Source organism: Enterobacter sp. PL_is379 (assembly GCF_055817355.1).
Genome location: NZ_JBVPGT010000033.1, coordinates 74,481 through 94,672, shown reverse-complemented (window position 1 = coordinate 94,672; position 20,192 = coordinate 74,481). Strand labels below are relative to the sequence as shown.

Below are 20,192 nucleotides of genomic sequence, written 5' to 3'. Positions count from 1 at the left end.
ATAAATAAATTCAACTATCATTCATATTGTGAATGTATACGGGGTGAAAGCGTGGAGTATAATAATTTACCAGCCAAACGACTGAATGAACCTGGTGGCGAAGACAAGCCGCAAATTTTTCGGACTTTACGTAATATTGATCTCAATTTACTGACTATTTTTGAGGCAGTATATGTCCATAAAGGTATCGTTAACGCTGCGAAAATTCTTAATCTCACGCCATCAGCAATAAGTCAGTCAATCCAAAAGCTACGCGCTATATTTCCTGACCCGTTATTTATCCGTAAGGGCCAGGGGGTAACGCCGACGGCTTACGCCACGCATCTCCACGAGTACATTAGCCAGGGGCTGGAGTCGATTCTGGGCGCACTGGATTTAACCGGGAGCTATGATAAGCAGAGAACCATCACCATCGGCTGCTCCCCTTCTGTGGGTGTGCTGGTGATGCCGGCGATCTTCCAGGCCGTGAAAGAGCATGCTCCGCAGCTCCTGCTTCGTAATGTGCCGCTCAATGAACCTGACATTCAGCTTGCCCAGTTCCAGACGGACCTGATTATTGAAAGCGGCAGCTTCAGTGCCAGAGCGCTGGGTCAAAATGTGCTCTATTCGGATAACCTGGTGCTGGTTTGCCGGCAGCAGCATCCGGTTCTCAGCGAACCGCTGACCATCGAAAACCTGCGCAACTACGACCACTCGTCTTTCATGACCGAAGGGCAGTCTAACCACGCCCTTCGTCAGCGTATTGATGAAATTTTCCCGGAACGTCAGATCAGCTTCAGCAGTTACAATATGTTTACCACCGCATCGCTGATTGGCAGCAGCGATATGCTGTGCGTTATGCCATCACGCCTGTACAGCCTGCTACAAAAATGCTGGCCGCTGGAGAGCATTCCACTCAGTCAGCTTAATGCGGAATCAATCGAGATTTCACTGCATTACAACAAGCTGAGTTTACGCGACCCGGTCCTGGAAAACGTCATCCGCATTATCCGTCAGGCCTTCTGACAGGTTTAGCCAGCACAAGCCCCTGCAACAGGCAGGGCGAAAGGCACAAAACAACAACTATTTTACAAATTGGCGATCTGGCAGGCTGCTTTAACGACCGTTTCAATGATATACTGCCTGTCGTTCGTTCAAAAATAGTTGATAAATACAACATTCCCTTGAATTGAAACGCTTTCCTTCGATATTCGCAACTGGAACACGCACGCTATGAGTAAACCCATTGTGATGGAACGCGGTGTTAAATACCGCGATGCCGATAAAATGGCCCTTATCCCGGTTAAAAACGTGGCTACAGAGCGCGAGGCGCTGTTAAGAAAACCGGAATGGATGAAAATCAAACTTCCGGCCGACTCTTCGCGTATCCAGGGGATCAAAGCGGCGATGCGCAAGAATGGCCTTCACTCCGTATGTGAAGAAGCCTCTTGTCCGAACCTTGCTGAATGTTTCAATCACGGTACCGCGACGTTTATGATTCTGGGTGCTATCTGTACCCGCCGCTGCCCGTTCTGCGATGTTGCTCATGGCCGTCCAGTCGCACCTGATGCTAACGAACCCCAGAAACTGGCGCAGACCATTGCTGACATGGCGCTGCGCTATGTGGTTATCACCTCCGTTGACCGTGACGATCTGCGTGACGGTGGTGCTCAGCACTTCGCCGACTGTATTACGGCCATTCGCGAGAAAAGCCCTAACATCAAAATCGAGACGCTGGTGCCTGACTTCCGTGGCCGTATGGACCGCGCGCTGGATATCCTGACAGCAACGCCGCCAGATGTGTTTAACCACAACCTGGAGAACGTGCCGCGTCTCTACCGTCAGGTCCGCCCGGGTGCTGACTATAACTGGTCTCTGAAACTGCTGGAGCGTTTCAAAGAAGCGCATCCGCATATTCCGACCAAGTCTGGTCTGATGGTGGGGCTGGGTGAAACCAATGAGGAAATCATTGAGGTGATGCGCGATCTTCGCCGCCACGGTGTGACCATGTTGACCCTGGGGCAGTATCTGCAGCCAAGCCGTCACCACCTGCCGGTACAGCGCTACGTTAGCCCGGACGAGTTCGATGAAATGAAAGCCGAAGCGATGGCGATGGGCTTCACCCACGCAGCCTGCGGCCCGTTCGTTCGCTCCTCATACCACGCCGATATGCAGGCAAAAGGCGAAGAAGTTAAATAATGCTGTAATATTCTTTTACAGTAATACAAAAAAACCGGCCTCATGAGCCGGTTTTTTTTTCGCAAGCCCTCAGGCGTTGCTGTCACTCTTTGTGAGAAAGCTTGTCTGCCGGGACGTCATCCTCGGCGCTTTTCTTCGCCGCTGCATCATCGTCGTTCATCGCTTTCTTAAAGCCTTTGATGGCAGCCCCCAGGTCACCACCCAGCGTGCGTAACTTCTTGGTACCAAACAGCAGGACGACCAGTGCGGCAACCACCAGCAGTTTGGTAATACTAATCTCACCCATAGATACCTTCTTTACTTAAAACAGGCTGCATTCAGCGCCAAAACCTGATTGTATTAACGGTCATTTAGCGCGTGCACACAATAGCAATCTGTAACAAGGTGAATCAAGCATTGTTGAAAAAAACATCACAATAATTGCGGTGGCGCAAACCGACGATTGCGAAGAACAGGTAGTTGCTGACGTGCAAGCGTAATTCTCTCTAAGTTTAGCTCCGCCACCAGCAAATGCGGGGCTTCAGCGGCGGCGGCGATCGTCACCCCCAGCGGATCGACCACCCTGCTTTGCCCGATGTTTTTCGTGCCACATTCCCCTGCGGCAACCACATAGCAGGTTGTATCCAGCGCACGCGCCGCAAGCAGCGTTGCCCAGTGGTGCTCTTTTAACTGCCCGCGAACCCACGCGGCAGGCAGTACCAGTACGTCCGCACCCTGCAGCGCCAGATGGAGCGCCAGCTCGGGAAAACGCAGGTCATAGCAGGTCATCAACCCGATCTTAAATCCGTCAATCTCCAGAAGCGTTGGGATACTGTCTCCGGGATCAACGCGCCGCGACTCCTGAATGCTGAACGCATCATAGAGATGCAGCTTGGTGTAGCGGGCGACAATGGCCCCGCTACGAATCGCCACCAGCGTATTGACTGCGCGACCCGGCGTTGAGGGAACATGGATCGTTAAGATCGTCGTCATCGTATTGCCCACGCTCTGGGCGAGCAGTTGCTGCAAGAACTCGCCGTCCAGCGGCTGCGCGGACTTCACCGATAAATCCGGGTCATTATCATCCCTGGCCAGCAGCGCTTCGGGGAGAACCAGCAGCGACGCGCCTTTCTGCCAGGCCTGCTTCATCAGGTTGACGCATGTTATCGCGTTCGCCTGCCAGTCAGGCGTGACCGCAAATTGCCCTACCGCAACATACATATTTGTCCCCTCATCATAAACGGCGTTAAACTCGCTTCTCTTACACATCAAATAGCAGGTATTTAGCGTGTTACAACTACTTTTAGCCGTTTTTATTGGTGGGGGAACGGGTAGCGTTGCGCGATGGTTTCTGAGTATGCGGTTTAATCCTCTTCATCAGGCGATTCCTATGGGGACACTGGCCGCTAACCTGATTGGTGCCTTTATCATTGGCATGGGTCTGGCCTGGTTTAACCGAATGACGCACATCGACCCGATGTGGAAAGTCCTGATTACGACGGGTTTCTGCGGCGGGTTAACCACCTTCTCGACGTTCTCCGCAGAAGTCGTGTTTCTCTTTCAGGAAGGCCGTATCGGCTGGGCACTGGCGAACATCGCGATTAACATGCTCGGCTCGTTTGCGATGACGGGGATCGCATTTTGGCTCTTTTCCTCCGCAAGCACGCATTAACCGTCGAACCGTTAATGTTGGCTTAATTTTTCTCTGTCACTCTGAATGCAGAACTGAACGAGGGTGACAGAATGAAACAGAGTCTGATGAGCGCAGGCATGGTGTTGTTAAGCGTGCTGATCGTTGCCAGCTTCCTGAAAATGTATCTGCTTGGCTGATTCAAAACGAAAAAAACCCGCTCAGGGAGCGGGTTTTGAAATTCTTGCTGACGCGTCTGAATTACAGAGCGATTACGTTAGCAGCAGAAGGGCCTTTGGCACCGTTAGTGATTTCGAACTCTACACGCTGACCTTCAGCCAGAGTTTTGAAACCATTAGACTGGATTGCAGAGAAGTGTACGAACACGTCTTTGCTGCCATCTTCAGGAGTAATGAAACCGAATCCTTTGGACTCATTAAACCACTTAACGTTACCTTTAATCTTAGACATCAAAATTACCTTTACATTAAAAAACGACACAAATGCTGTGTCGGTTACCAGTACATCAATTGTGGGACCTTTTGTCCAGCGGATCTTTGATAAAAAGTGACTAAAGTCGCGTTAATTTTCACTGGCAGATTTTTATCGTTTATGAATCAACGCCTGCGCGTTTTTTCACCGCAATGTAACGTTTTGTCAGTTAAAACTGAAAACGCATCCAGGCGAAGTAAACGTTTCCGTTGTTGTACGTACCCGGGATGTAGGTCATCTGGAACGTTGCGGGGCCATAGCCAATAGAGGCCAAAGGCAGCAGCACCGGGATCGGGATGTAGTTCCAGTTGTCACGTGCAGTGACCCCGGCGGTATAGCCCAAACCGACGTGGAAGTTCTCGTCCGCTAGCGGACGCCAGGTTTTCTCCCAACCATACCCCCCAATCGGCTCCCATTTATTAAACGAGTCTTTGAAGGCCATCAGATAGATGCCATGCCAGTTTCCCTTTTCGTCCCAGCGAGACTGACCAAAACCCGCGCCCCACGGACGCTCGTTGTATTTATCGGTTTTCTCTTTGTCATAAGCAAAACGCGCATGCCACGTTATTGCCGGAACATAGAGATCATAATGTTCAGGAGCCGTCCAGGTCTGGGAAACATTATCCGTAAAGGTGGAGAACCAGCCTTTGTCCGTCGCGTTGCCTTCTGCCTGTGCAACAGAAGAAAACGTTAACTGCCCAAAAATAAACAACAAAACAGAGAAAAATGTATTACGTACGATCACAATGCAATTACCATTCTTAGTATTCGAGGCAAAGTTTACCATAAAATAGTTGAATCAAGGCTTAACGGCATCGGCGTTATTCCTAATTATTCGGCCATTTTCCGGGAATATTCTTAAAGAAATCGGGAGATATGCTCAAATAAGCCTACAAGAGGTGTGCCTTTTTCCATTTAGCGTTCGTAATCAGTGACATGCGAAACCATACAAAACATTAACAATTTGTTATCATTATTGGGACACATTGCGCCATTTCTGATGGTCAAGACCCTCATGGTATAAATGTATGGGCCATGGCAAAAACACGCTTGTTCTGTTCTCTAGTCGTCTGTTTATTGATTTTAATCAGCAAGAACAGGCCATTTATTCGGCACATTTCATCCTTCTTTTTTTATTGATTTTTTGTGCTCCATTGCAGCAGAGATACAGGGGAAATCATGCTTACGCTATTCGAACTCCTTATTGGAGTCGTCGTCATTGTCGGTGTCGCACGCTACATCATTAAAGGCTACTCGGCCACGGGCGTATTATTTGTTGGCGGTTTAACGCTGTTGATTATCAGCGCACTGATGGGGCACCAGGTGTTACCTGCCAGCGCGACCAGCACCGGTTACACCGCTACAGATATTGTTGAATACATTAAAATATTGCTCATGAGCCGCGGCGGCGATCTGGGCATGATGATCATGATGCTGTGTGGTTTTGCGGCCTACATGACCCACATCGGCGCCAACGACATGGTCGTTAAACTTGCCTCAAAACCCCTGCAGTACATTAACTCGCCGTATCTGCTGATGGTCGCCGCCTATTTCCTCGCCTGCCTGATGTCGCTGGCCGTTTCGTCGGCTACCGGACTTGGCGTACTGCTGATGGCCACGCTGTTCCCGGTCATGGTGAACGTCGGTATCAGCCGCGGCGCGGCAGCAGCCATTTGCGCGTCTCCGGCCGCGATTATTCTTTCCCCTACCTCCGGCGACGTCGTGCTGGCGGCAAAGGCAGCGGAGATGTCGCTCATCGACTTCGCCTTTAAAACCACGCTGCCGATCTCCATTGTTGCCATTGTCGGCATGGGTATCGCGCATTTCTTCTGGCAGCGCTATCTCGATAAGAAAGAAAACATCAGCCATGAAATGATGGACGTGAGTGAAATCACCACTACCGCTCCCGCGTTTTATGCCATTCTGCCCTTCACGCCGATTATCGGGGTGCTGATTTTTGACGGCAAATGGGGCCCGCAGCTGCACATCATCACCATTCTGGTTATCTGCATGCTGCTGGCTGCCGTGCTGGAATTTGTGCGTGGTTTTAACACGCAAAAGGTGTTCTCGGGTCTGGAAGTTGCCTATCGCGGTATGGCGGATGCCTTCGCTGGCGTGGTGATGCTGCTGGTGGCAGCGGGCGTTTTTGCCCAGGGTCTGAGCACCATCGGCTTTATCCAGAGCCTGATCTCGATCGCCACCTCGTTCGGATCGGCCAGTATTATCCTGATGCTGGTTCTGGTGGTGCTCACCATGCTGGCGGCGATGACCACGGGTTCCGGTAATGCGCCTTTCTACGCTTTCGTCGAGATGATCCCGAAACTGGCTCACTCCTCTGGTATTAACCCGGCCTATCTCTCCATACCCATGCTGCAGGCGTCAAACCTGGGCCGTACCATCTCCCCGGTATCAGGCGTGGTTGTCGCCGTTGCCGGGATGGCGAAAATCTCACCATTCGAAGTGGTAAAACGTACCTCAGTGCCCGTTATGGTTGGCCTGATTATCGTGATTATCGCCACGGAAGTGCTGGTTCCCGGCGCGGCCTAAGCTAAATTAGGGATATCCAAAAAGCGCCTGCGGGCGCTTTTTATGCTTTAATAACCCTCAGAAATTAATCACGCTCATTCGATCAGGAAATCATATGTTCAGGAAGGATATCGTCATCCCGTCTGGCGCAATGGCGCTTGCACTCTGTATCTTCTCCGCACAGGCGGAACCGCTGAAGGCAACCCAATATGGCGATTTCGATCGCTATGTGCTGGCTTTGTCCTGGCAAACCGGGTTTTGTCAGAGCATGGTTGAGCGCAACCGTAATGAACCTGACGAATGTCGCCTGCAAAAAGAGCGCGAGAATAAAGCCGATTTTCTGACCGTGCACGGGTTATGGCCCGGCCTGCCGAAATCTATTGCCGCACGCGGCGTGGATGACCGTCGATGGATGCGTTTTGGCTGCGCCACACGCCCCATTCCGAACATGCCGGAAGTGAAGGCCAGCCGCAAATGCGAAGCCGCCGAAACCGGGCTGTCGCTTTCCGCTGCCGCAAAGCTCAATGACGTGATGCCGGGCGCGGGCGGGAATTCCTGCCTGGAACGCTACGAATATGCCAAACATGGCGTCTGCTTTGGTTTTGACCCGGATGCCTATTTCGGCACGATGGTACGGATGAATCAGGAGGTTAAAAACAGTGCGGTCGGAAAATTCCTCGCCGATAACTACGGGAAATCCGTCAACCGTAGTGATTTTGACAGCGCCGTGGCCAAAAGCTGGGGCAACGAGAACGTCAAAGCGTTCAAGCTGACCTGCAACGGCAATCCGGCGTATCTCACCGAGATGCAGATTTCGCTGAAGGCAAACGCCATTAACAACCCGCTTTCTGCGACCTCATTTGCCCCGCAGCCACATCCGGGTAACTGCGGAAATCAATTCGTGATTGATAAAGCCGGCTACTGATCCGCGCCCGGGCGCACCATATCAAACCGGTTTTCATCGCTGATACCATAGTACGCCGTCGGCCCACCCGCACGCAGGATGGGCTGCGCTTTCGCCGTCTGGTATATCCCCTCTTCCAGCAGCGTTTCGGCAATATGGATACCGACCACCTCCCCCAACACCAGCCACGTGTCCACCGGCGTACCGTCGGCACCGGTAAGCTGAATGCACTGCGACAGTCGACACTCAAAATTCACCGGGCTTTCTGCAACGCGTGGGGCGTTAACCAGCTGGCTGGCCGCTGGCGTAAGTCCGGCAAAGCTAAATTCATCCCGGTCGTGGGGAAGCATCGCGGAGGTTTGGTTCATCGCTTGCGCGAGATCGCGCGTCGCCAGATTCCAGACAAACTCTTTTGTCTCAGTAATATTACGCACGCTGTCCTTCCAGCCGTTGCTGGAAAAGCCGATGATCGGTGGGCGATAGTTAAAGCAGTTAAAGAAGCTATACGGCGCAAGGTTCAGTTGACCGGCCTTATCGCATGAGGAGATCCAGCCTATCGGACGTGGACCAATAATGGCGTTCAGCGGGTCATGCGGCAGGCCGTGTCCCTGAGACGGTTGATAGAAGTACATAGTGCTCTCTCGTTGGCGGGCAACGCCCGGATTCAGGACACTCAGCGTAACGTATTCCGCCAGGAATGAAGACTGAATAAATTTCAGCGAAAATTCATATGGACCATGAATGTGACTTTCATCACTTCAAACTTGCGCGCTCAGCCAGTATCATCGGGAGAGTTAAACCCTCGCTGCCAGACGGCGAGGGTTTTCTTTTGGATCAGTTTCTGCGTTAGACGCAGCATTAACGACATGGAGTAAAAAATGTCCAGACCTACCATTATCATCAATGAGCTCGACGCAGAACGTATCGACAGGCTGCTGGAAAAAGCGGAATTTGCCTCGCTCCCCGTGGCCGACGCCCTGAATGAGGAGCTCGACCGGGCACAGATGTGCACGCCTGAGACGATGCCGCATGACGTAGTCACTATGAATAGCCAGGTGAAATTCCGCAATCTGACCACCGGTGAAGAGCTGACCCGCACGCTGGTTTACCCGGCGCAGATGACCGACAGCAGCGCACAGCTTTCTGTGCTTGCGCCTGTGGGTGCCGCACTGCTGGGACTGCGTACGGGGGATACGATCCACTGGGAATTGCCGGGCGGCGCTTCGACCCATCTGGAAGTGCTGGAGCTGCTCTACCAGCCAGAAGCCGCAGGCGATTACCTGCGTTAATCTCTTCTGAATAAGCGACTACCCGCTTTGCACAGAGGATGCCACCGCATCCTCTTTCCGCAAATTCACACGATTTTCCTATACCGCGCAAAATGGCCTTAATCCACGCTTAATCTGTTTTGGTGCCGCGGGGACGGTCATGAGTGAGATAGGCGTTATCACACTTATCTTTCTGATTTTTGTGGCGATTATCGTCACGGCCGTGCTCTATCTTGAACGCCACTGGTAAGCGAACATTCTCAGGCCACCCCACCCGGGAAGGCGTTCACCAGGCCCTTAACGGTCTGCTCTGCGGCCTCAGGCGTTTCTGCGCCCGGGACCAGAATCACCTTCCGGCACTCCTCCTCCCGTTTTTCGAAAATCTTATAGGCGCGTTCCGCATCCGCAAGGGGGAGATAATGGGTCACGATCTCTTCCGGCGTAAGCAGCCCTTTTTCGATCAGCGGTAACAGTTCACCCAGCCAGGCATGGACGTGCGTCTGACCCATCTTAAACGTCAGCCCCTTATCAAAGGCATCGCCAAACAGGAAGCCATGGATAAACCCGGCGTACACGCCGGGTACGCTAACTACCCCACCGCGCCGAACGGCAGCAATGCATTGACGCAACGCTTTGCCGCTGCTGCCTTCAATTTTAAGATTGCTGAGGATCGTTTCCGTGGTGCTGCCTTTCGCTTCAAACCCTACCGCATCAATCACGGCGTCAACGCCGCGCTGGCCCGCGGTCAGCTCGATGATTTTTTCCGCGGCGTCGTTGTCATCATCAAAGTTGATGGGAATTGCGCCGTATCGTGCCTCGGCAAATCGTAACCGGTACGGATGGTGATCGATAACAAAGATCTGCTCAGCCCCCAGCAGCCGCGCGCAGGCAATGGTCAGTAGCCCCACCGGCCCGGCGCCGAAAACGGCTACGCTTGAACCTTTTGCAATCTGCGCATTTTTTGCCGCCTGCCAGGCCGTGGGCAAAATGTCGGAAAGGAAAAGTGCCTTATCATCAGAAAGAAGCTGCGGGACTTTAAACGGTCCGACGTTACCTTTTGGCACGCGAACGTATTCCGCCTGTCCCCCCGGCACACCGCCGTAGAGGTGGCTATAGCCAAACAGCGCGGCCGGCGCGGGGATTTGCTTTTTGTTCAGCGCGGCACCCTGCCCGGCGTTGGTATTCTCACAGGCCGCGTATTGCTGCAGACGACAAAAGAAACAGTCCCCGCAGGCGATGACAAAGGGGATCACCACGCGATCGCCTTTTTGCAAATTCTTTACCTCTGCACCGCACTCAACGATTTCCCCCATAAACTCATGGCCAAAAATATCGCCGTGCTGCACCTTCGGGATCTTTCCGCGATAGAGATGCAAATCGGAGCCGCAGATCGCCGTGGCCGTGACGCGCAGAATGATATCGTCGGGCTGTTCGATGATGGGGTCAGGGACATTCTCGACGCGAACATGGTGTGGACCGTGATACGTAAGTGCTTTCATGCGACCTCCGAAAGGTTCCAGGTAAGTCTATAAGGGTAGCTACCCCTGAAGGTCTGCCCCGTAATACGGTTCTTTTGAGATTTATCCTGGCGAGATAAGAAAACTGACGGGGCGCTTACAGAAACCATTAATATTTTGTGGTCGAATGAGTACAGCGTTTATAAACAAGGAGAAACGGGTATGTATCAGAGAATCATTATGCCGGTTGATGTTTTTGAGATGGAGTTGAGCGACAAGGCCGTTCGCCACGCGGAGTTCCTGGCGCAGCAGGACGGTGTCATCCATCTGTTGCACGTGCTCCCGGGCTCCGCCAGCCTGAGCCTTCACCGCTTTGCTGCCGATGTGCGCCGCTTCGAGGAACATTTGCAGCATGAAGCGGAAACGCGCCTGCAAACCATGGTCAGCCACTTCAGTATTGACCCTTCACGGATCAAAACGCACGTCAGATTCGGCAGCGTACGTGATGCGGTAAATGAACTGGCGAACGAGCTGAAGGCAGACGTGGTGGTCATCGGTTCGCGCAACCCTTCCATTACCACACATCTGCTGGGCTCTAACGCCTCCAGCGTGATCCGCCACACACACATACCGGTGATGGTCGTAAGATAAAAAAAGAGGCCACCTTTCGGTGGCCTCTCGCTATTGCAGGTATCGCCTTACTTTCTTTTCTTATGCGGTTTTGGTGCGAATCAGATAGTCAAACGAACTCAGCGACGCCTTCGCCCCTTCGCCCGTGGCGATGATGATCTGTTTGTACGGCACGGTAGTACAGTCACCCGCCGCAAACACGCCCTTCACGCTGGTTTCACACTTCGCATCGATGATGATTTCGCCCATGCGGTTGCGCTCAATCGCGCCTTCCAGCCAGGTGGTGTTTGGCAGCAGACCAATCTGCACGAAGATCCCTGAAAGCTGAACGCTGTGCACGTCGCCGCTCACGCGGTCGCGGTATTCCAGACCGGTCACCTTGCTGCCGTCGCCCTTCACTTCCGTGGTCTGCGCGTTCAGTATGATGTCGACGTTTTTCAGGCTGCGAACTTTGTCCTGCAGAACCTGGTCGGCCTTCATCTCTGGTGCGAACTCCAGAAGGGTGACGTGTTCAACAATCCCCGCCAGGTCGATAGCCGCTTCCACGCCGGAGTTACCGCCGCCGATCACCGCCACGCGTTTACCTTTAAACAGCGGGCCGTCGCAGTGCGGGCAGTAGGTCACGCCTTTGGTGCGATACTGATCTTCACCCGGGACGTTCATGTTGCGCCATTTCGCACCGGTGGCAATGATGATGCTGCGTGCTTTCAACACCGCGCCGGAGGCGGTTTCAATGTGGTGTAAACCACCCTCAACCGCAGCAGGTACCAGCCTGCTGGCGCTCTGGCTGTCGATAACGTCCACGTCGTAGTCGCTGACGTGCGCCTTCAGCGCCCCCGCCAGCTTCTGACCTTCGGTTTTCGGCACGGAGATATAGTTTTCAATGTCCACGGTATCCAGTACCTGGCCACCGAAGCGCTCGCCCATCAGGCCAGTGCGGATCCCTTTACGCGCGGAGTACACTGCCGCCGCCGCGCCCGCCGGACCGGAACCGACGATCAGCACGTCGTAGGCATCGCGTTTGTTCAGCGCTTCTGCGGCACGTTTTTCGGCACCGGTATCCACTTTGGCGACGATTTCCGTCAGCGTCATACGACCCTGACCGAATTCCTGACCGTTCAGATACACCGCCGGAACGCCCATCACGTTGCGATCGGTGATTTCATTCTGGAAGGTACCGCCGTCAATCGCCGTGTGCTTAATGCGCGGGTTCAGGACCGACATCAGGTTCAGCGCCTGCACCACGTCCGGACAGTTGTGGCAGGAGAGCGAGTAATAGGTTTCAAACTCGAAATCGCCGTCGATATCGCGGATCTGCTCCAGCAGCGCCTGCGCCTCTTTCGACGGATGACCACCGGTCCACAGCAGCGCCAGCACCAGCGAGGTAAATTCGTGACCCAGCGGCGAGCCGGCAAAGCGCGGCCCCAGCTCAGAGCCTGGGTTCGTAATCAGGAAAGAAGGCTTACGGACGTTAAGCGAGTTATCTTCTTTGAAGGTCACTTTTGGCGACAGTTCGGCGATCTCAACCAGCAGTTCCTTGATCTCTGCCGATTTCGCGCTGTCGTCCAGCGTGGCAATCAGCTCAACGGGTTTGGTCAGTTTCTCAAGATAGGCCTTGAGCTGGGTTTTCATATTAGTGTCGAGCATTATTCTTCCCTCTCTTAAAACGTCATCATGCAAGCTGCCTTTAACGGGCGGCCTGAATGCAACTTGCATCATGGTGCTGGAATGAAATGGGCGCGGGGGGCGCCCATTGATTGCCGGGTGGCACTTCGTTTACCCGGCCTACGATACTGTAGGCCTGTGCAAGCGCAGCCCCGCCAGGCTTTACAGACTTAGATCTTGCCGACCAGGTCTAAGGATGGAGCGAGAGTCGCTTCGCCTTCTTTCCATTTCGCCGGGCACACTTCGCCTGGGTGAGAAGCCACGTACTGCGCTGCTTTCACTTTACGCAGCAGGTCAGACGCATCACGGCCGATACCTTCAGCGGTAACTTCGATAGCCTGGATAATACCCTGCGGGTCAACAACGAAGGTGGCGCGGTCAGCCAGGCCTTCATCTTCACGCATGTTGTCGAAGTTACGGGTCAGGGCGCCAGTCGGGTCGCCGATCATCGCATATTTGATTTTTGCAATGGTTTCAGAGCTGCTGTGCCATGCTTTGTGGGTGAAGTGGGTATCGGTAGACACAGAGTAAACGTCTACGCCCAGCTTCTGCAGTTCGTCATAATGGTCAGCCACGTCGCCCAGTTCGGTCGGGCAAACGAAGGTGAAGTCAGCCGGATAGAAGAAGAAGACGCTCCAGCGACCTTCGGTATCTTTCTCGGTTACTTCGATGAACTCACCGTTTTTGAACGCCTGGTTTTTGAAAGGTTTAATTTTAGTGTTAATCAAAGACATCTGTACTTCCTCCGTGTTTTCGTTGAGATGTAAGGTAACCAACTTTATCCATCGGGGCTAATGCGTATGCTTTATCAAATCAATCAGCCAAACCTTACAACGTCGACAAGACAACAAGGTGAACCTTTTACAGGAAAGCCTGAAAGTAAAAAGGCCGCCTCAACGGGCGGCCCTGATACCTGAATTCCCCGCAGGTACATTCAGTGCCAGCCGAAGCTGGCGTTGCGTTGCGCTCTACAACCCTTTATATCAAGGGGTAACAGCCCTTTGATTACACCACCCGTTCAGGAATTGGGCAATCCATAAGAGAGGTATTCCTGCCTATGGCTGCGATAGGTTTTGCCAAACATCATTTCGGGACGTTATAAATTTATTTTCATTATAAAAATACCTCAATATATAAATGACAATTGTTATTTAAAATGCTCACTCCAACATCTGAGATAAAATTATCTTAATGTTCCTTGAAGCACTATTTCAATAATCTGGCGTCATGATATATTAAGGTGAATTTAATTTAAATTTAAGAGGGTTAATCGAAAGGATTGTAAATGGTTAACTTCAAACTATAGTTATCAGTGATGTGATAACCACAGCAAACACAGCATCCTCAGGACGAAACATGGCAAACCTCTACGACCTTAAAAAATTCGATCTTAATCTGTTAGTCATTTTCGAGTGCATTTATCAACATCTTAGTATCAGTAAAGCCGCCGAGACGCTGTATATCACACCCTCTGCCGTGAGTCAGTCACTGCAACGCCTGCGAGGACAACTCAACGATCCTCTGTTTATCCGTTCCGGTAAAGGGATCACGCCCACGACCGTCGGCGTCAATTTGCATCATCATCTGGAACAGAACCTGAACCAGCTTGAGCAGACTATCAATATCATGCACAGCAGCGGGTTGAAGAAGAATTTTGTCATTTACTGCCCGCAGTTTATGAGCACCAAAACGATGCTTGAGCCAATGAAACTGCTCATGAACAAGTATAACTATTCGATTGAATTACATGATGTTTTTCTTGCCCCTGATTCAGCAGAAGATCTCCTGGCTTACCGAAAAGCCGACCTGATATTTTCTTTTTCCTCCTCAAGCAGCCGCTCAATTGCCTCCAGCCTTTTCCATAAGCTGCCTTTTGTGCTCGTTTGCCGGAATGATCATCCCCGCTTGAGCGGAAATCCCACGCGTGAAGAGATTCTGAATGAACAGTTCACCGCCTACCTGAGCGATGAGAACAGCGTCAAAGACTACCAGGAAAAAGCCGAGAGCCTGTTAACCGAAAGAAATATCGTTTATCGAAGCGACTCTTTTATATCCCTTCTGTCGGTGATCAGTTCATCCGACCTCATAGGGTTAGCGCCCACGCCGGCCTTTGAACAATATGGTCCAGCGCTTAACCTGCGCAAAGTAGAGACAGACATTCAATTTCCCAGCATTGATATTTATATGATGTATAATCGCTCCGCACTGAATAGCTCAGCATTCGCGAGTTTTATTGAAGAAATAACTTTACCGTGAGATGTTAGCGTGGTTTTCACACAGGATGGGAACCACCTTTTCCAGAAACATACACCATCGTTATATAAACATTCAGCATTAACTTTATACACATCATAAATTATTGACTGATATCATTCTCACTCTAGTATTGACACTAACGTCTGGTATTTATTCCTCAGGATGAGAACAAATATGTCAATTTATAAGTATCCTCTTAATCAGGATGTTCTTTCTGCGGCTCAGGAACGAATAAAATGGACTCTCGAAAATTTACCGAGGATCTGTGTCTCTTTTTCAGGAGGTAAAGACTCCACCACCATGCTGCACCTGGTTGCCCGGCAGGCGCGACAGATGAATATAAAAATAGACGTTCTCTTTATCGACTGGGAAGCGCAGTTTAGCCATACCATCACCCATGTTGAACGTATGCGAGAGTTATACAGCGATATCATCGGCCATTTCTGGTGGGTCGCGCTTCCCCTGACAACGCAAAATTCCCTGTCGCAATTTCAGCCGGAATGGCAATGCTGGGAACCCGGCACCCGATGGGTCCGCCAGCCCCCTGACGGTGCGATAACCGATCCCGCTTTTTTTCCCTTCTACCAGCCCGGCATGACGTTTGAAACTTTTGTTCGCAGCTTCTCCGACTGGTTCTCTCGCAATCGCCCGGCGGCGGTGATGATTGGCATCCGCGCCGATGAATCTTACAACCGTTTTCTGGCTATCGCGTCAGCGCGTAAACAACGGTTTGCCGATGATAAACCCTGGACAACCGTCGCCCCGGGGGGACATGCCTGGTATATCTACCCTCTCTATGACTGGAAAACCGCCGATATCTGGACCTGGTTCGCCAAATCGGGATGTTGCTATAACCCACTCTATGACCTGATGTTCCAGGCTGGCGTGCCGCCCCGCTATATGCGTATTTGTGAGCCCTTTGGTCCAGAGCAGCGTCAGGGATTATGGCTCTACCATGTTGTTGAGCCCGATCGCTGGGCGGCCATGTGCGAGCGCGTGAGCGGCGTACGCAGCGGAGGAATTTACGCCGGGCACGATAACCACTTTTATGGTCACCGGAAAATCCTGAAACCCGATCACCTCTGCTGGCGCGAATATGCCCTGCTGCTGCTCGACAGCATGCCGCAAAATACGGCTGAGCATTACCGCAATAAAATCGCCATTTATCTGCGCTGGTATCAGAAGAAAGGCATAGAGGATATTCCCGACACCCAGGACGGTGATATTGGTGCCAAAGACATTCCCTCATGGCGCCGTATTTGCAAGGTTATCCTTAATAACGACTACTGGTGCAGAGCGCTGTCGTTCAGCCCAAATAAACCCAAACATTATCAGCGCTACAGTGAAAGAGTGAAGGCGAAACGCAAGGAGTGGGGCATATTATGCGACAACGATTAATCACCGAGATCGAAACGTACCTTCAGTCTCTTCCCGAAGAGGATCGGATTAACGCCATCAATGCTTTTCGTGAAGCGATCCATCGAAACAGTCCTTTTCGTGAGCAACCGATAGACTGCGTGCTTTGGATCAAACAGGACGCGATTACCGCTAACGACTACAACCCCAATAACGTTGCCCCTCCAGAAAAACGGCTGCTCGCCAGGTCGCTGGAACTCGATGGATTCACCCAACCTCTTGTCGTGACGGAAAGTGAACCGCAACATTACGAAATTGTGGATGGTTTCCACCGCCATGAAATCGGCAAAAATCGGGCGGCGTTAAAGCGTCAGCTCAGGGGATATCTCCCCGTCACCTGCCTGCGCCAGGACCGACAGGAAAAGCATGACCGTATGGCCGCCACGATCCGTCACAATCGGGCGCGGGGTCGGCACCAGATTAACGCCATGTCAGAGATCGTGCGCGAACTGGCACAGCTCGGCTGGAATGATGAGCGAATTGGCAAAGAGCTCGGAATGGACAGCGACGAGGTGCTGCGCCTCAAGCAAATCAACGGTCTGCTGGCGCTGTTTGCAGACCGTCGCTATTCCGAAGCCTGGACGGTGAAATAATCAGAGCGTGTTCAAACGCTCTGCCGCCGCCAGCAGCGTCGATTCCTGCTTGGCAAAGCAAAGACGGATCAGCTTGTGTGGGAAGGGATCGGCGCAGAATACCGACAGCGGAATGGCGGCCACTCCCACCTCTTTTGTCAACCACTGGCAAAAGCTGACGTCATCCAGATCGGAAATCGCGCTGTAGTCCGCGAGCAGGAAATAGGTTCCTTCAGACGGCAAAATTTCCAGGCGGCTTTTACTCAGCGCCGTCACGAACAGATCCCGACGTTCACGGTAGAAACGCGGCAGCGCGCGATAATGCTCGGGCTCCGCGCGCAGCATATCCGCCAGCGCCAGCTGAGCCGGCGTGTTCACGGCAAAGGTCAGGTACTGATGCACCTTGCGCAGCTCAGCGCTAATGGCGGCCGGTGCGACGCAATAACCCACTTTCCAGCCGGTCATATGGTAGGTCTTACCGAACGATGAGACGGCGATAGCGCGCTCGCGAAGCTGCGGATGGGCCAGCACGCTGGCGTGTCCCTCTTCTGCAAAGCAGATGTGCTCGTAAACTTCATCGCTCAGCACGTAAATTTCACGTTCAGCAATGGCCTGCCACAGCGCGGCGAAGTCCGTTTTCTGCCACACCGTCGCCGACGGATTGTGCGGGGTATTCAGGATCACCAGACGGGTTTTATCACTCAGCAGCGCAGCAAATGCCTGCCAGTCAGGGCGGAAATGCGGTGGCTGTAACGCCACGCGTTTCACCACGCCGCCGGAGAGTTCAACCGCAGGCGCATAGCTGTCGTAGCTCGGGTCAAAGCAGATGACTTCATCGCCCGCCCGCACCAGGGCGGTGATGGCCGCATACAGCGCTTCGGTCGCCCCTGCCGTCACCGTGATGTCGCTGTTGGCATCGGGCTTATGGCCGTACAGCTCAGCCGTTTTGTCCGCAATGGCTTCCCGCAGCGCCTGCACGCCCGTCATCGGCGCATACTGATTCGCTCCCTGCGCCACGTGGTACGCCAGACGCTCCTGCAGATAGGTCGGCCCGTCGAAATCCGGAAATCCCTGAGAAAGGTTAATGGCGTTGTGCTGCTGCGCCAGGGCGCTCATCTGCGTAAAGATGGTGGTACCGAGATTGGGAAGTTTACTTTGCGGAATCAATGCGTTAATGCTCATTGTGCTGTGCCTGCTTGTAATACTTATGTTGCTGCCACTATAACACGATGTTAGTCTTTGGCAATCAAGACGCTTAGACGTCTAAACAATATGAATATTCCTGTCCGAGAGGGTAAAAGGAAAATGACAGACAACCTGCAACTCACGCATCTGGTCGACGCCTGCCGCTGGATTGGCGCCAAAGGCTGGGCACCCGCCACCGGGGGCAATATGTCGGTGCGTCAGGACGAACGCCTCTGCTGGCTCAGCGAATCGGGCAAAGACAAAGGCAGCCTGACGACGGAAGATTTTCTCCAGGTGGAGATCGCCACCAACCGCGCGCCGTCTGGCCGCAGACCGTCGGCGGAGACCGGGCTGCACACCCTTATCTATCGTCTGTTTCCTGAGGCCAACGCAGTCCTGCACGTTCATACCGTCAACGCCACGGTGCTGTCCCGTCTGGTCAAAGAAGCCGAGCTCAACATCAGCGGCTTTGAGATGCAAAAATCCCTCACCGGGCAGACCACGCATCTGGATACGGTGGCTATCCCGGTCTTCGATAACGATCAGGATATTGACGCCCTCGCCTCGCGAATCGCCCATTACGCGCAGGAACGTCCGCTTAATTATGGTTTTCTTCTGCGCGGCCATGGCTTAACCTGCTGGGGACGCGATGTGGCCGAAGCCCGCCGTCATCTGGAAGGACTGGAATTCCTGTTTGAATGTGAAATGCGTTTACGACAACTGGAGAGAGTATGATTCGCGCGATTGTGACGGATATTGAAGGCACCACCAGCGATATTCGTTTTGTCCATGATGTTTTGTTCCCCTACGCGCGTGAGCGGCTGGCGGCCTTCGTGACCGCGCAGCAGTACGCCGAGCCGGTCACATCCATTCTGGACAACCTGCGTGATGAAATCGGTAATCCGCACGCCAGCGTCAGCGAGCTTATCGACGCCCTGTTTGCCTTTATGGATGAAGACCGCAAATCTACCGCGCTAAAAGCGCTACAGGGGATCATCTGGCACGACGGCTACGTTAACGGCGACTTTACCGGCCATCTCTACCCGGACGTGCTGCCCGCGCTGGAAAAATGGAAAGCGCAAGGGATTGATCTCTATGTTTATTCCTCTGGCTCCGTTGCTGCGCAGAAACTGTTATTTGGCTACAGCGACGAAGGTGATATTACTCATCTGTTCAGCGGCTATTTCGACACCCACATCGGCGCCAAGCGCGAGGTGCAGTCGTATCAGAACATTGCGGCGCAAACGGGCATCGCCCCGTCGCAGATCCTGTTCCTCTCCGATATTCATCAGGAGCTGGACGCGGCTGAACAGGCAGGTTTTCGCACCCTGCAGCTGATTCGCGGCGATGATGACGGCGCAAGCCACCACCATCAGGTCCACCAGTTTGACGAGATTAACCCGGAGCAGATCCCTTCATGAGCGCATTGACCATTTATTCCGATAAAGACGCCAGTCAACACCAGTTGCACAGTACCGATGCCGCCGAGATCGCCCAACAGCTCAACGCGAAAGGCGTACGGTTTGAACGCTGGGCGGCGGATCGCGATTTAGGACACGATCCCGCGCCTGAAGCCGTGATCGCGGCGTATCAACATGCGATCGACAAACTGGTCTCAGAGAAGGGTTACCAGAGCTGGGACGTGATCAGCCTGCGTGCCGACAATCCGCAGAAAGAGGCGCTGCGCGCGAAGTTCCTGAACGAACACACCCACGGCGAGGACGAAGTACGCTTTTTCGTGGAAGGCGCGGGCTTGTTCTGCCTGCACATTGGCGATGAGGTGTATCAGGTGCTGTGCGAGAAAAACGACCTGATTTCCGTTCCTGCGGGCACGCCGCACTGGTTTGATATGGGCTCAGAGCCGAACTTTACGGCGATTCGTATTTTCGATAATCCGGAAGGCTGGGTGGCCCAGTTTACGGGTGATGCGATCGCGGACGCGTATCCACGGCTGGCATAGGTAAAAGCAAAACGGCAGCTATAGCTGCCGTTTTTAGTGTTTGCTCCCTCTCCCTGTGGGAGAGGGTCGGGGTG

23 protein-coding genes are annotated in these 20,192 nt (G+C 53.0%); 14 read left to right on the top strand and 9 right to left on the bottom strand.

Annotated features, from left to right (window positions below; genetic code table 11):
- Nucleotides 1–51 precede the first annotated feature (51 nt).
- Both AC0TOY_RS21770 and lipA read left to right on the top strand, forming a co-directional pair.
- Nucleotides 52–1,005, top strand: coding sequence for a YbeF family transcriptional regulator (locus tag AC0TOY_RS21770; protein ID WP_024907013.1), 954 nt, complete (start codon nucleotides 52–54; stop codon nucleotides 1,003–1,005).
- Between the two features lie 207 nt (nucleotides 1,006–1,212).
- Entirely contained in the window at nucleotides 1,213–2,178 is a 966-nt protein-coding gene (gene lipA / locus AC0TOY_RS21765) for a lipoyl synthase (protein ID WP_024907012.1), read from the top strand.
- An 82-nt stretch (nucleotides 2,179–2,260) separates the two neighbouring features.
- Here the strand turns inward: lipA and tatE are convergent, their stop codons facing one another.
- Together tatE and AC0TOY_RS21755 are read right to left on the bottom strand one after the other, a co-directional pair.
- Nucleotides 2,261–2,464 (bottom strand): twin-arginine translocase subunit TatE, encoded by a 204-nt coding sequence (tatE, locus tag AC0TOY_RS21760; RefSeq protein WP_023310742.1) that lies wholly within the window; start codon nucleotides 2,462–2,464, stop codon nucleotides 2,261–2,263.
- A 125-nt stretch (nucleotides 2,465–2,589) separates the two neighbouring features.
- On the bottom strand, nucleotides 2,590–3,378 hold the full coding sequence (locus AC0TOY_RS21755; RefSeq protein ID WP_473722556.1) for a deaminated glutathione amidase: 789 nt from the start codon (nucleotides 3,376–3,378) through the stop codon (nucleotides 2,590–2,592).
- A 67-nt stretch (nucleotides 3,379–3,445) separates the two neighbouring features.
- Here AC0TOY_RS21755 and crcB point away from each other — a divergent pair, with 67 nt between their 5' ends.
- On the top strand, nucleotides 3,446–3,829 hold the full coding sequence (gene crcB / locus AC0TOY_RS21750; RefSeq protein WP_024907010.1) for a fluoride efflux transporter CrcB: 384 nt from the start codon (nucleotides 3,446–3,448) through the stop codon (nucleotides 3,827–3,829).
- Nucleotides 3,830–4,048: 219 nt separating this feature from the next.
- Here the strand turns inward: crcB and cspE are convergent, their stop codons facing one another.
- Together cspE and pagP are read right to left on the bottom strand one after the other, a co-directional pair.
- Nucleotides 4,049–4,258 (bottom strand): transcription antiterminator/RNA stability regulator CspE, encoded by a 210-nt coding sequence (gene cspE / locus AC0TOY_RS21745; protein WP_002439184.1) that lies wholly within the window; start codon nucleotides 4,256–4,258, stop codon nucleotides 4,049–4,051.
- A 190-nt stretch (nucleotides 4,259–4,448) separates the two neighbouring features.
- A complete protein-coding gene (gene pagP, locus AC0TOY_RS21740) occupies nucleotides 4,449–5,066 on the bottom strand; it encodes a lipid IV(A) palmitoyltransferase PagP (RefSeq protein WP_080350496.1) in 618 nt (205 codons plus the stop codon).
- A gap of 392 nt (nucleotides 5,067–5,458) precedes the next feature.
- On the opposite strand from pagP, the gene dcuC reads away from it, so the two are divergent.
- Together dcuC and rna are read left to right on the top strand one after the other, a co-directional pair.
- Nucleotides 5,459–6,826, top strand: a complete 1,368-nt coding sequence (dcuC, locus tag AC0TOY_RS21735) for an anaerobic C4-dicarboxylate transporter DcuC (RefSeq protein WP_032649567.1) — start codon at nucleotides 5,459–5,461, stop codon at nucleotides 6,824–6,826.
- 94 nt (nucleotides 6,827–6,920) lie between these two features.
- Nucleotides 6,921–7,730, top strand: a complete 810-nt coding sequence (gene rna, locus AC0TOY_RS21730) for a ribonuclease I (protein WP_473722555.1) — start codon at nucleotides 6,921–6,923, stop codon at nucleotides 7,728–7,730.
- Here rna and AC0TOY_RS21725 read toward each other — a convergent pair.
- Nucleotides 7,724–8,341 carry a flavin reductase family protein gene (locus tag AC0TOY_RS21725; protein WP_023310735.1) on the bottom strand — a complete coding sequence of 206 codons (618 nt, stop codon included), beginning with the start codon at nucleotides 8,339–8,341 and terminating at the stop codon, nucleotides 7,724–7,726. The genes rna and AC0TOY_RS21725 overlap by 7 nt on opposite strands.
- 246 nt (nucleotides 8,342–8,587) lie before the next feature.
- Between AC0TOY_RS21725 and rnk the strand changes: the two genes are divergently transcribed.
- Together rnk and yldA are read left to right on the top strand one after the other, a co-directional pair.
- The gene (gene rnk, locus AC0TOY_RS21720; protein WP_024907006.1) at nucleotides 8,588–8,998 is read left to right on the top strand and encodes a nucleoside diphosphate kinase regulator; all 411 of its coding nucleotides are present in this window, start codon (nucleotides 8,588–8,590) and stop codon (nucleotides 8,996–8,998) included.
- Between the two features lie 139 nt (nucleotides 8,999–9,137).
- Nucleotides 9,138–9,227: a small membrane protein YldA gene (yldA, locus tag AC0TOY_RS21715; RefSeq protein WP_008501020.1), complete on the top strand. Its 90-nt coding sequence runs from the start codon at nucleotides 9,138–9,140 to the stop codon at nucleotides 9,225–9,227.
- Nucleotides 9,228–9,237: 10 nt separating this feature from the next.
- Here yldA and AC0TOY_RS21710 read toward each other — a convergent pair whose 3' ends face one another.
- Nucleotides 9,238–10,476: a zinc-dependent alcohol dehydrogenase gene (locus AC0TOY_RS21710; protein ID WP_473722553.1), complete on the bottom strand. Its 1,239-nt coding sequence runs from the start codon at nucleotides 10,474–10,476 to the stop codon at nucleotides 9,238–9,240.
- Nucleotides 10,477–10,656: 180 nt separating this feature from the next.
- On the opposite strand from AC0TOY_RS21710, the gene uspG reads away from it, so the two are divergent.
- A complete protein-coding gene (gene uspG, locus AC0TOY_RS21705; protein WP_023310731.1) occupies nucleotides 10,657–11,085 on the top strand; it encodes a universal stress protein UspG in 429 nt (142 codons plus the stop codon).
- Nucleotides 11,086–11,145: 60 nt separating this feature from the next.
- Here uspG and ahpF read toward each other — a convergent pair whose 3' ends face one another.
- Together ahpF and ahpC are read right to left on the bottom strand one after the other, a co-directional pair.
- Nucleotides 11,146–12,711 carry an alkyl hydroperoxide reductase subunit F gene (gene ahpF, locus AC0TOY_RS21700; RefSeq protein WP_024907003.1) on the bottom strand — a complete coding sequence of 522 codons (1,566 nt, stop codon included), beginning with the start codon at nucleotides 12,709–12,711 and terminating at the stop codon, nucleotides 11,146–11,148.
- A 188-nt stretch (nucleotides 12,712–12,899) separates the two neighbouring features.
- Nucleotides 12,900–13,463: an alkyl hydroperoxide reductase subunit C gene (gene ahpC / locus AC0TOY_RS21695; RefSeq protein ID WP_008501015.1), complete on the bottom strand. Its 564-nt coding sequence runs from the start codon at nucleotides 13,461–13,463 to the stop codon at nucleotides 12,900–12,902.
- A gap of 622 nt (nucleotides 13,464–14,085) precedes the next feature.
- On the opposite strand from ahpC, the gene citR reads away from it, so the two are divergent.
- The 3 genes from citR (at nucleotide 14,086) to AC0TOY_RS21680 (ending at nucleotide 16,994) form a co-directional block, all read left to right on the top strand.
- Entirely contained in the window at nucleotides 14,086–14,985 is a 900-nt protein-coding gene (gene citR, locus AC0TOY_RS21690; protein ID WP_024907002.1) for a DNA-binding transcriptional repressor CitR, read from the top strand.
- Between the two features lie 174 nt (nucleotides 14,986–15,159).
- Entirely contained in the window at nucleotides 15,160–16,383 is a 1,224-nt protein-coding gene (locus tag AC0TOY_RS21685; protein WP_048990007.1) for a phosphoadenosine phosphosulfate reductase, read from the top strand.
- Entirely contained in the window at nucleotides 16,368–16,994 is a 627-nt protein-coding gene (locus AC0TOY_RS21680) for an IbrB-like domain-containing protein (RefSeq protein WP_473722552.1), read from the top strand. The genes AC0TOY_RS21685 and AC0TOY_RS21680 overlap by 16 nt, the downstream gene beginning before the upstream one ends.
- Here the strand turns inward: AC0TOY_RS21680 and AC0TOY_RS21675 are convergent, their stop codons facing one another.
- A complete protein-coding gene (locus AC0TOY_RS21675; RefSeq protein WP_473722551.1) occupies nucleotides 16,995–18,155 on the bottom strand; it encodes a pyridoxal phosphate-dependent aminotransferase in 1,161 nt (386 codons plus the stop codon).
- Nucleotides 18,156–18,278: 123 nt separating this feature from the next.
- Between AC0TOY_RS21675 and AC0TOY_RS21670 the strand changes: the two genes are divergently transcribed.
- From AC0TOY_RS21670 to AC0TOY_RS21660, 3 genes are read left to right on the top strand one after another with little or no spacing between them, the layout of a single operon-like run.
- Nucleotides 18,279–18,893 carry a methylthioribulose 1-phosphate dehydratase gene (locus tag AC0TOY_RS21670; RefSeq protein WP_061715768.1) on the top strand — a complete coding sequence of 205 codons (615 nt, stop codon included), beginning with the start codon at nucleotides 18,279–18,281 and terminating at the stop codon, nucleotides 18,891–18,893.
- Complete coding sequence (gene mtnC / locus AC0TOY_RS21665; RefSeq protein ID WP_024906997.1) at nucleotides 18,890–19,579, top strand: acireductone synthase; 690 nt, start codon at nucleotides 18,890–18,892, stop codon at nucleotides 19,577–19,579. Before AC0TOY_RS21670 ends, mtnC begins: the two co-directional genes overlap by 4 nt.
- Entirely contained in the window at nucleotides 19,576–20,118 is a 543-nt protein-coding gene (locus tag AC0TOY_RS21660; protein ID WP_473722550.1) for a 1,2-dihydroxy-3-keto-5-methylthiopentene dioxygenase, read from the top strand. The genes mtnC and AC0TOY_RS21660 overlap by 4 nt, the downstream gene beginning before the upstream one ends.
- Nucleotides 20,119–20,192 lie beyond the last annotated feature (74 nt).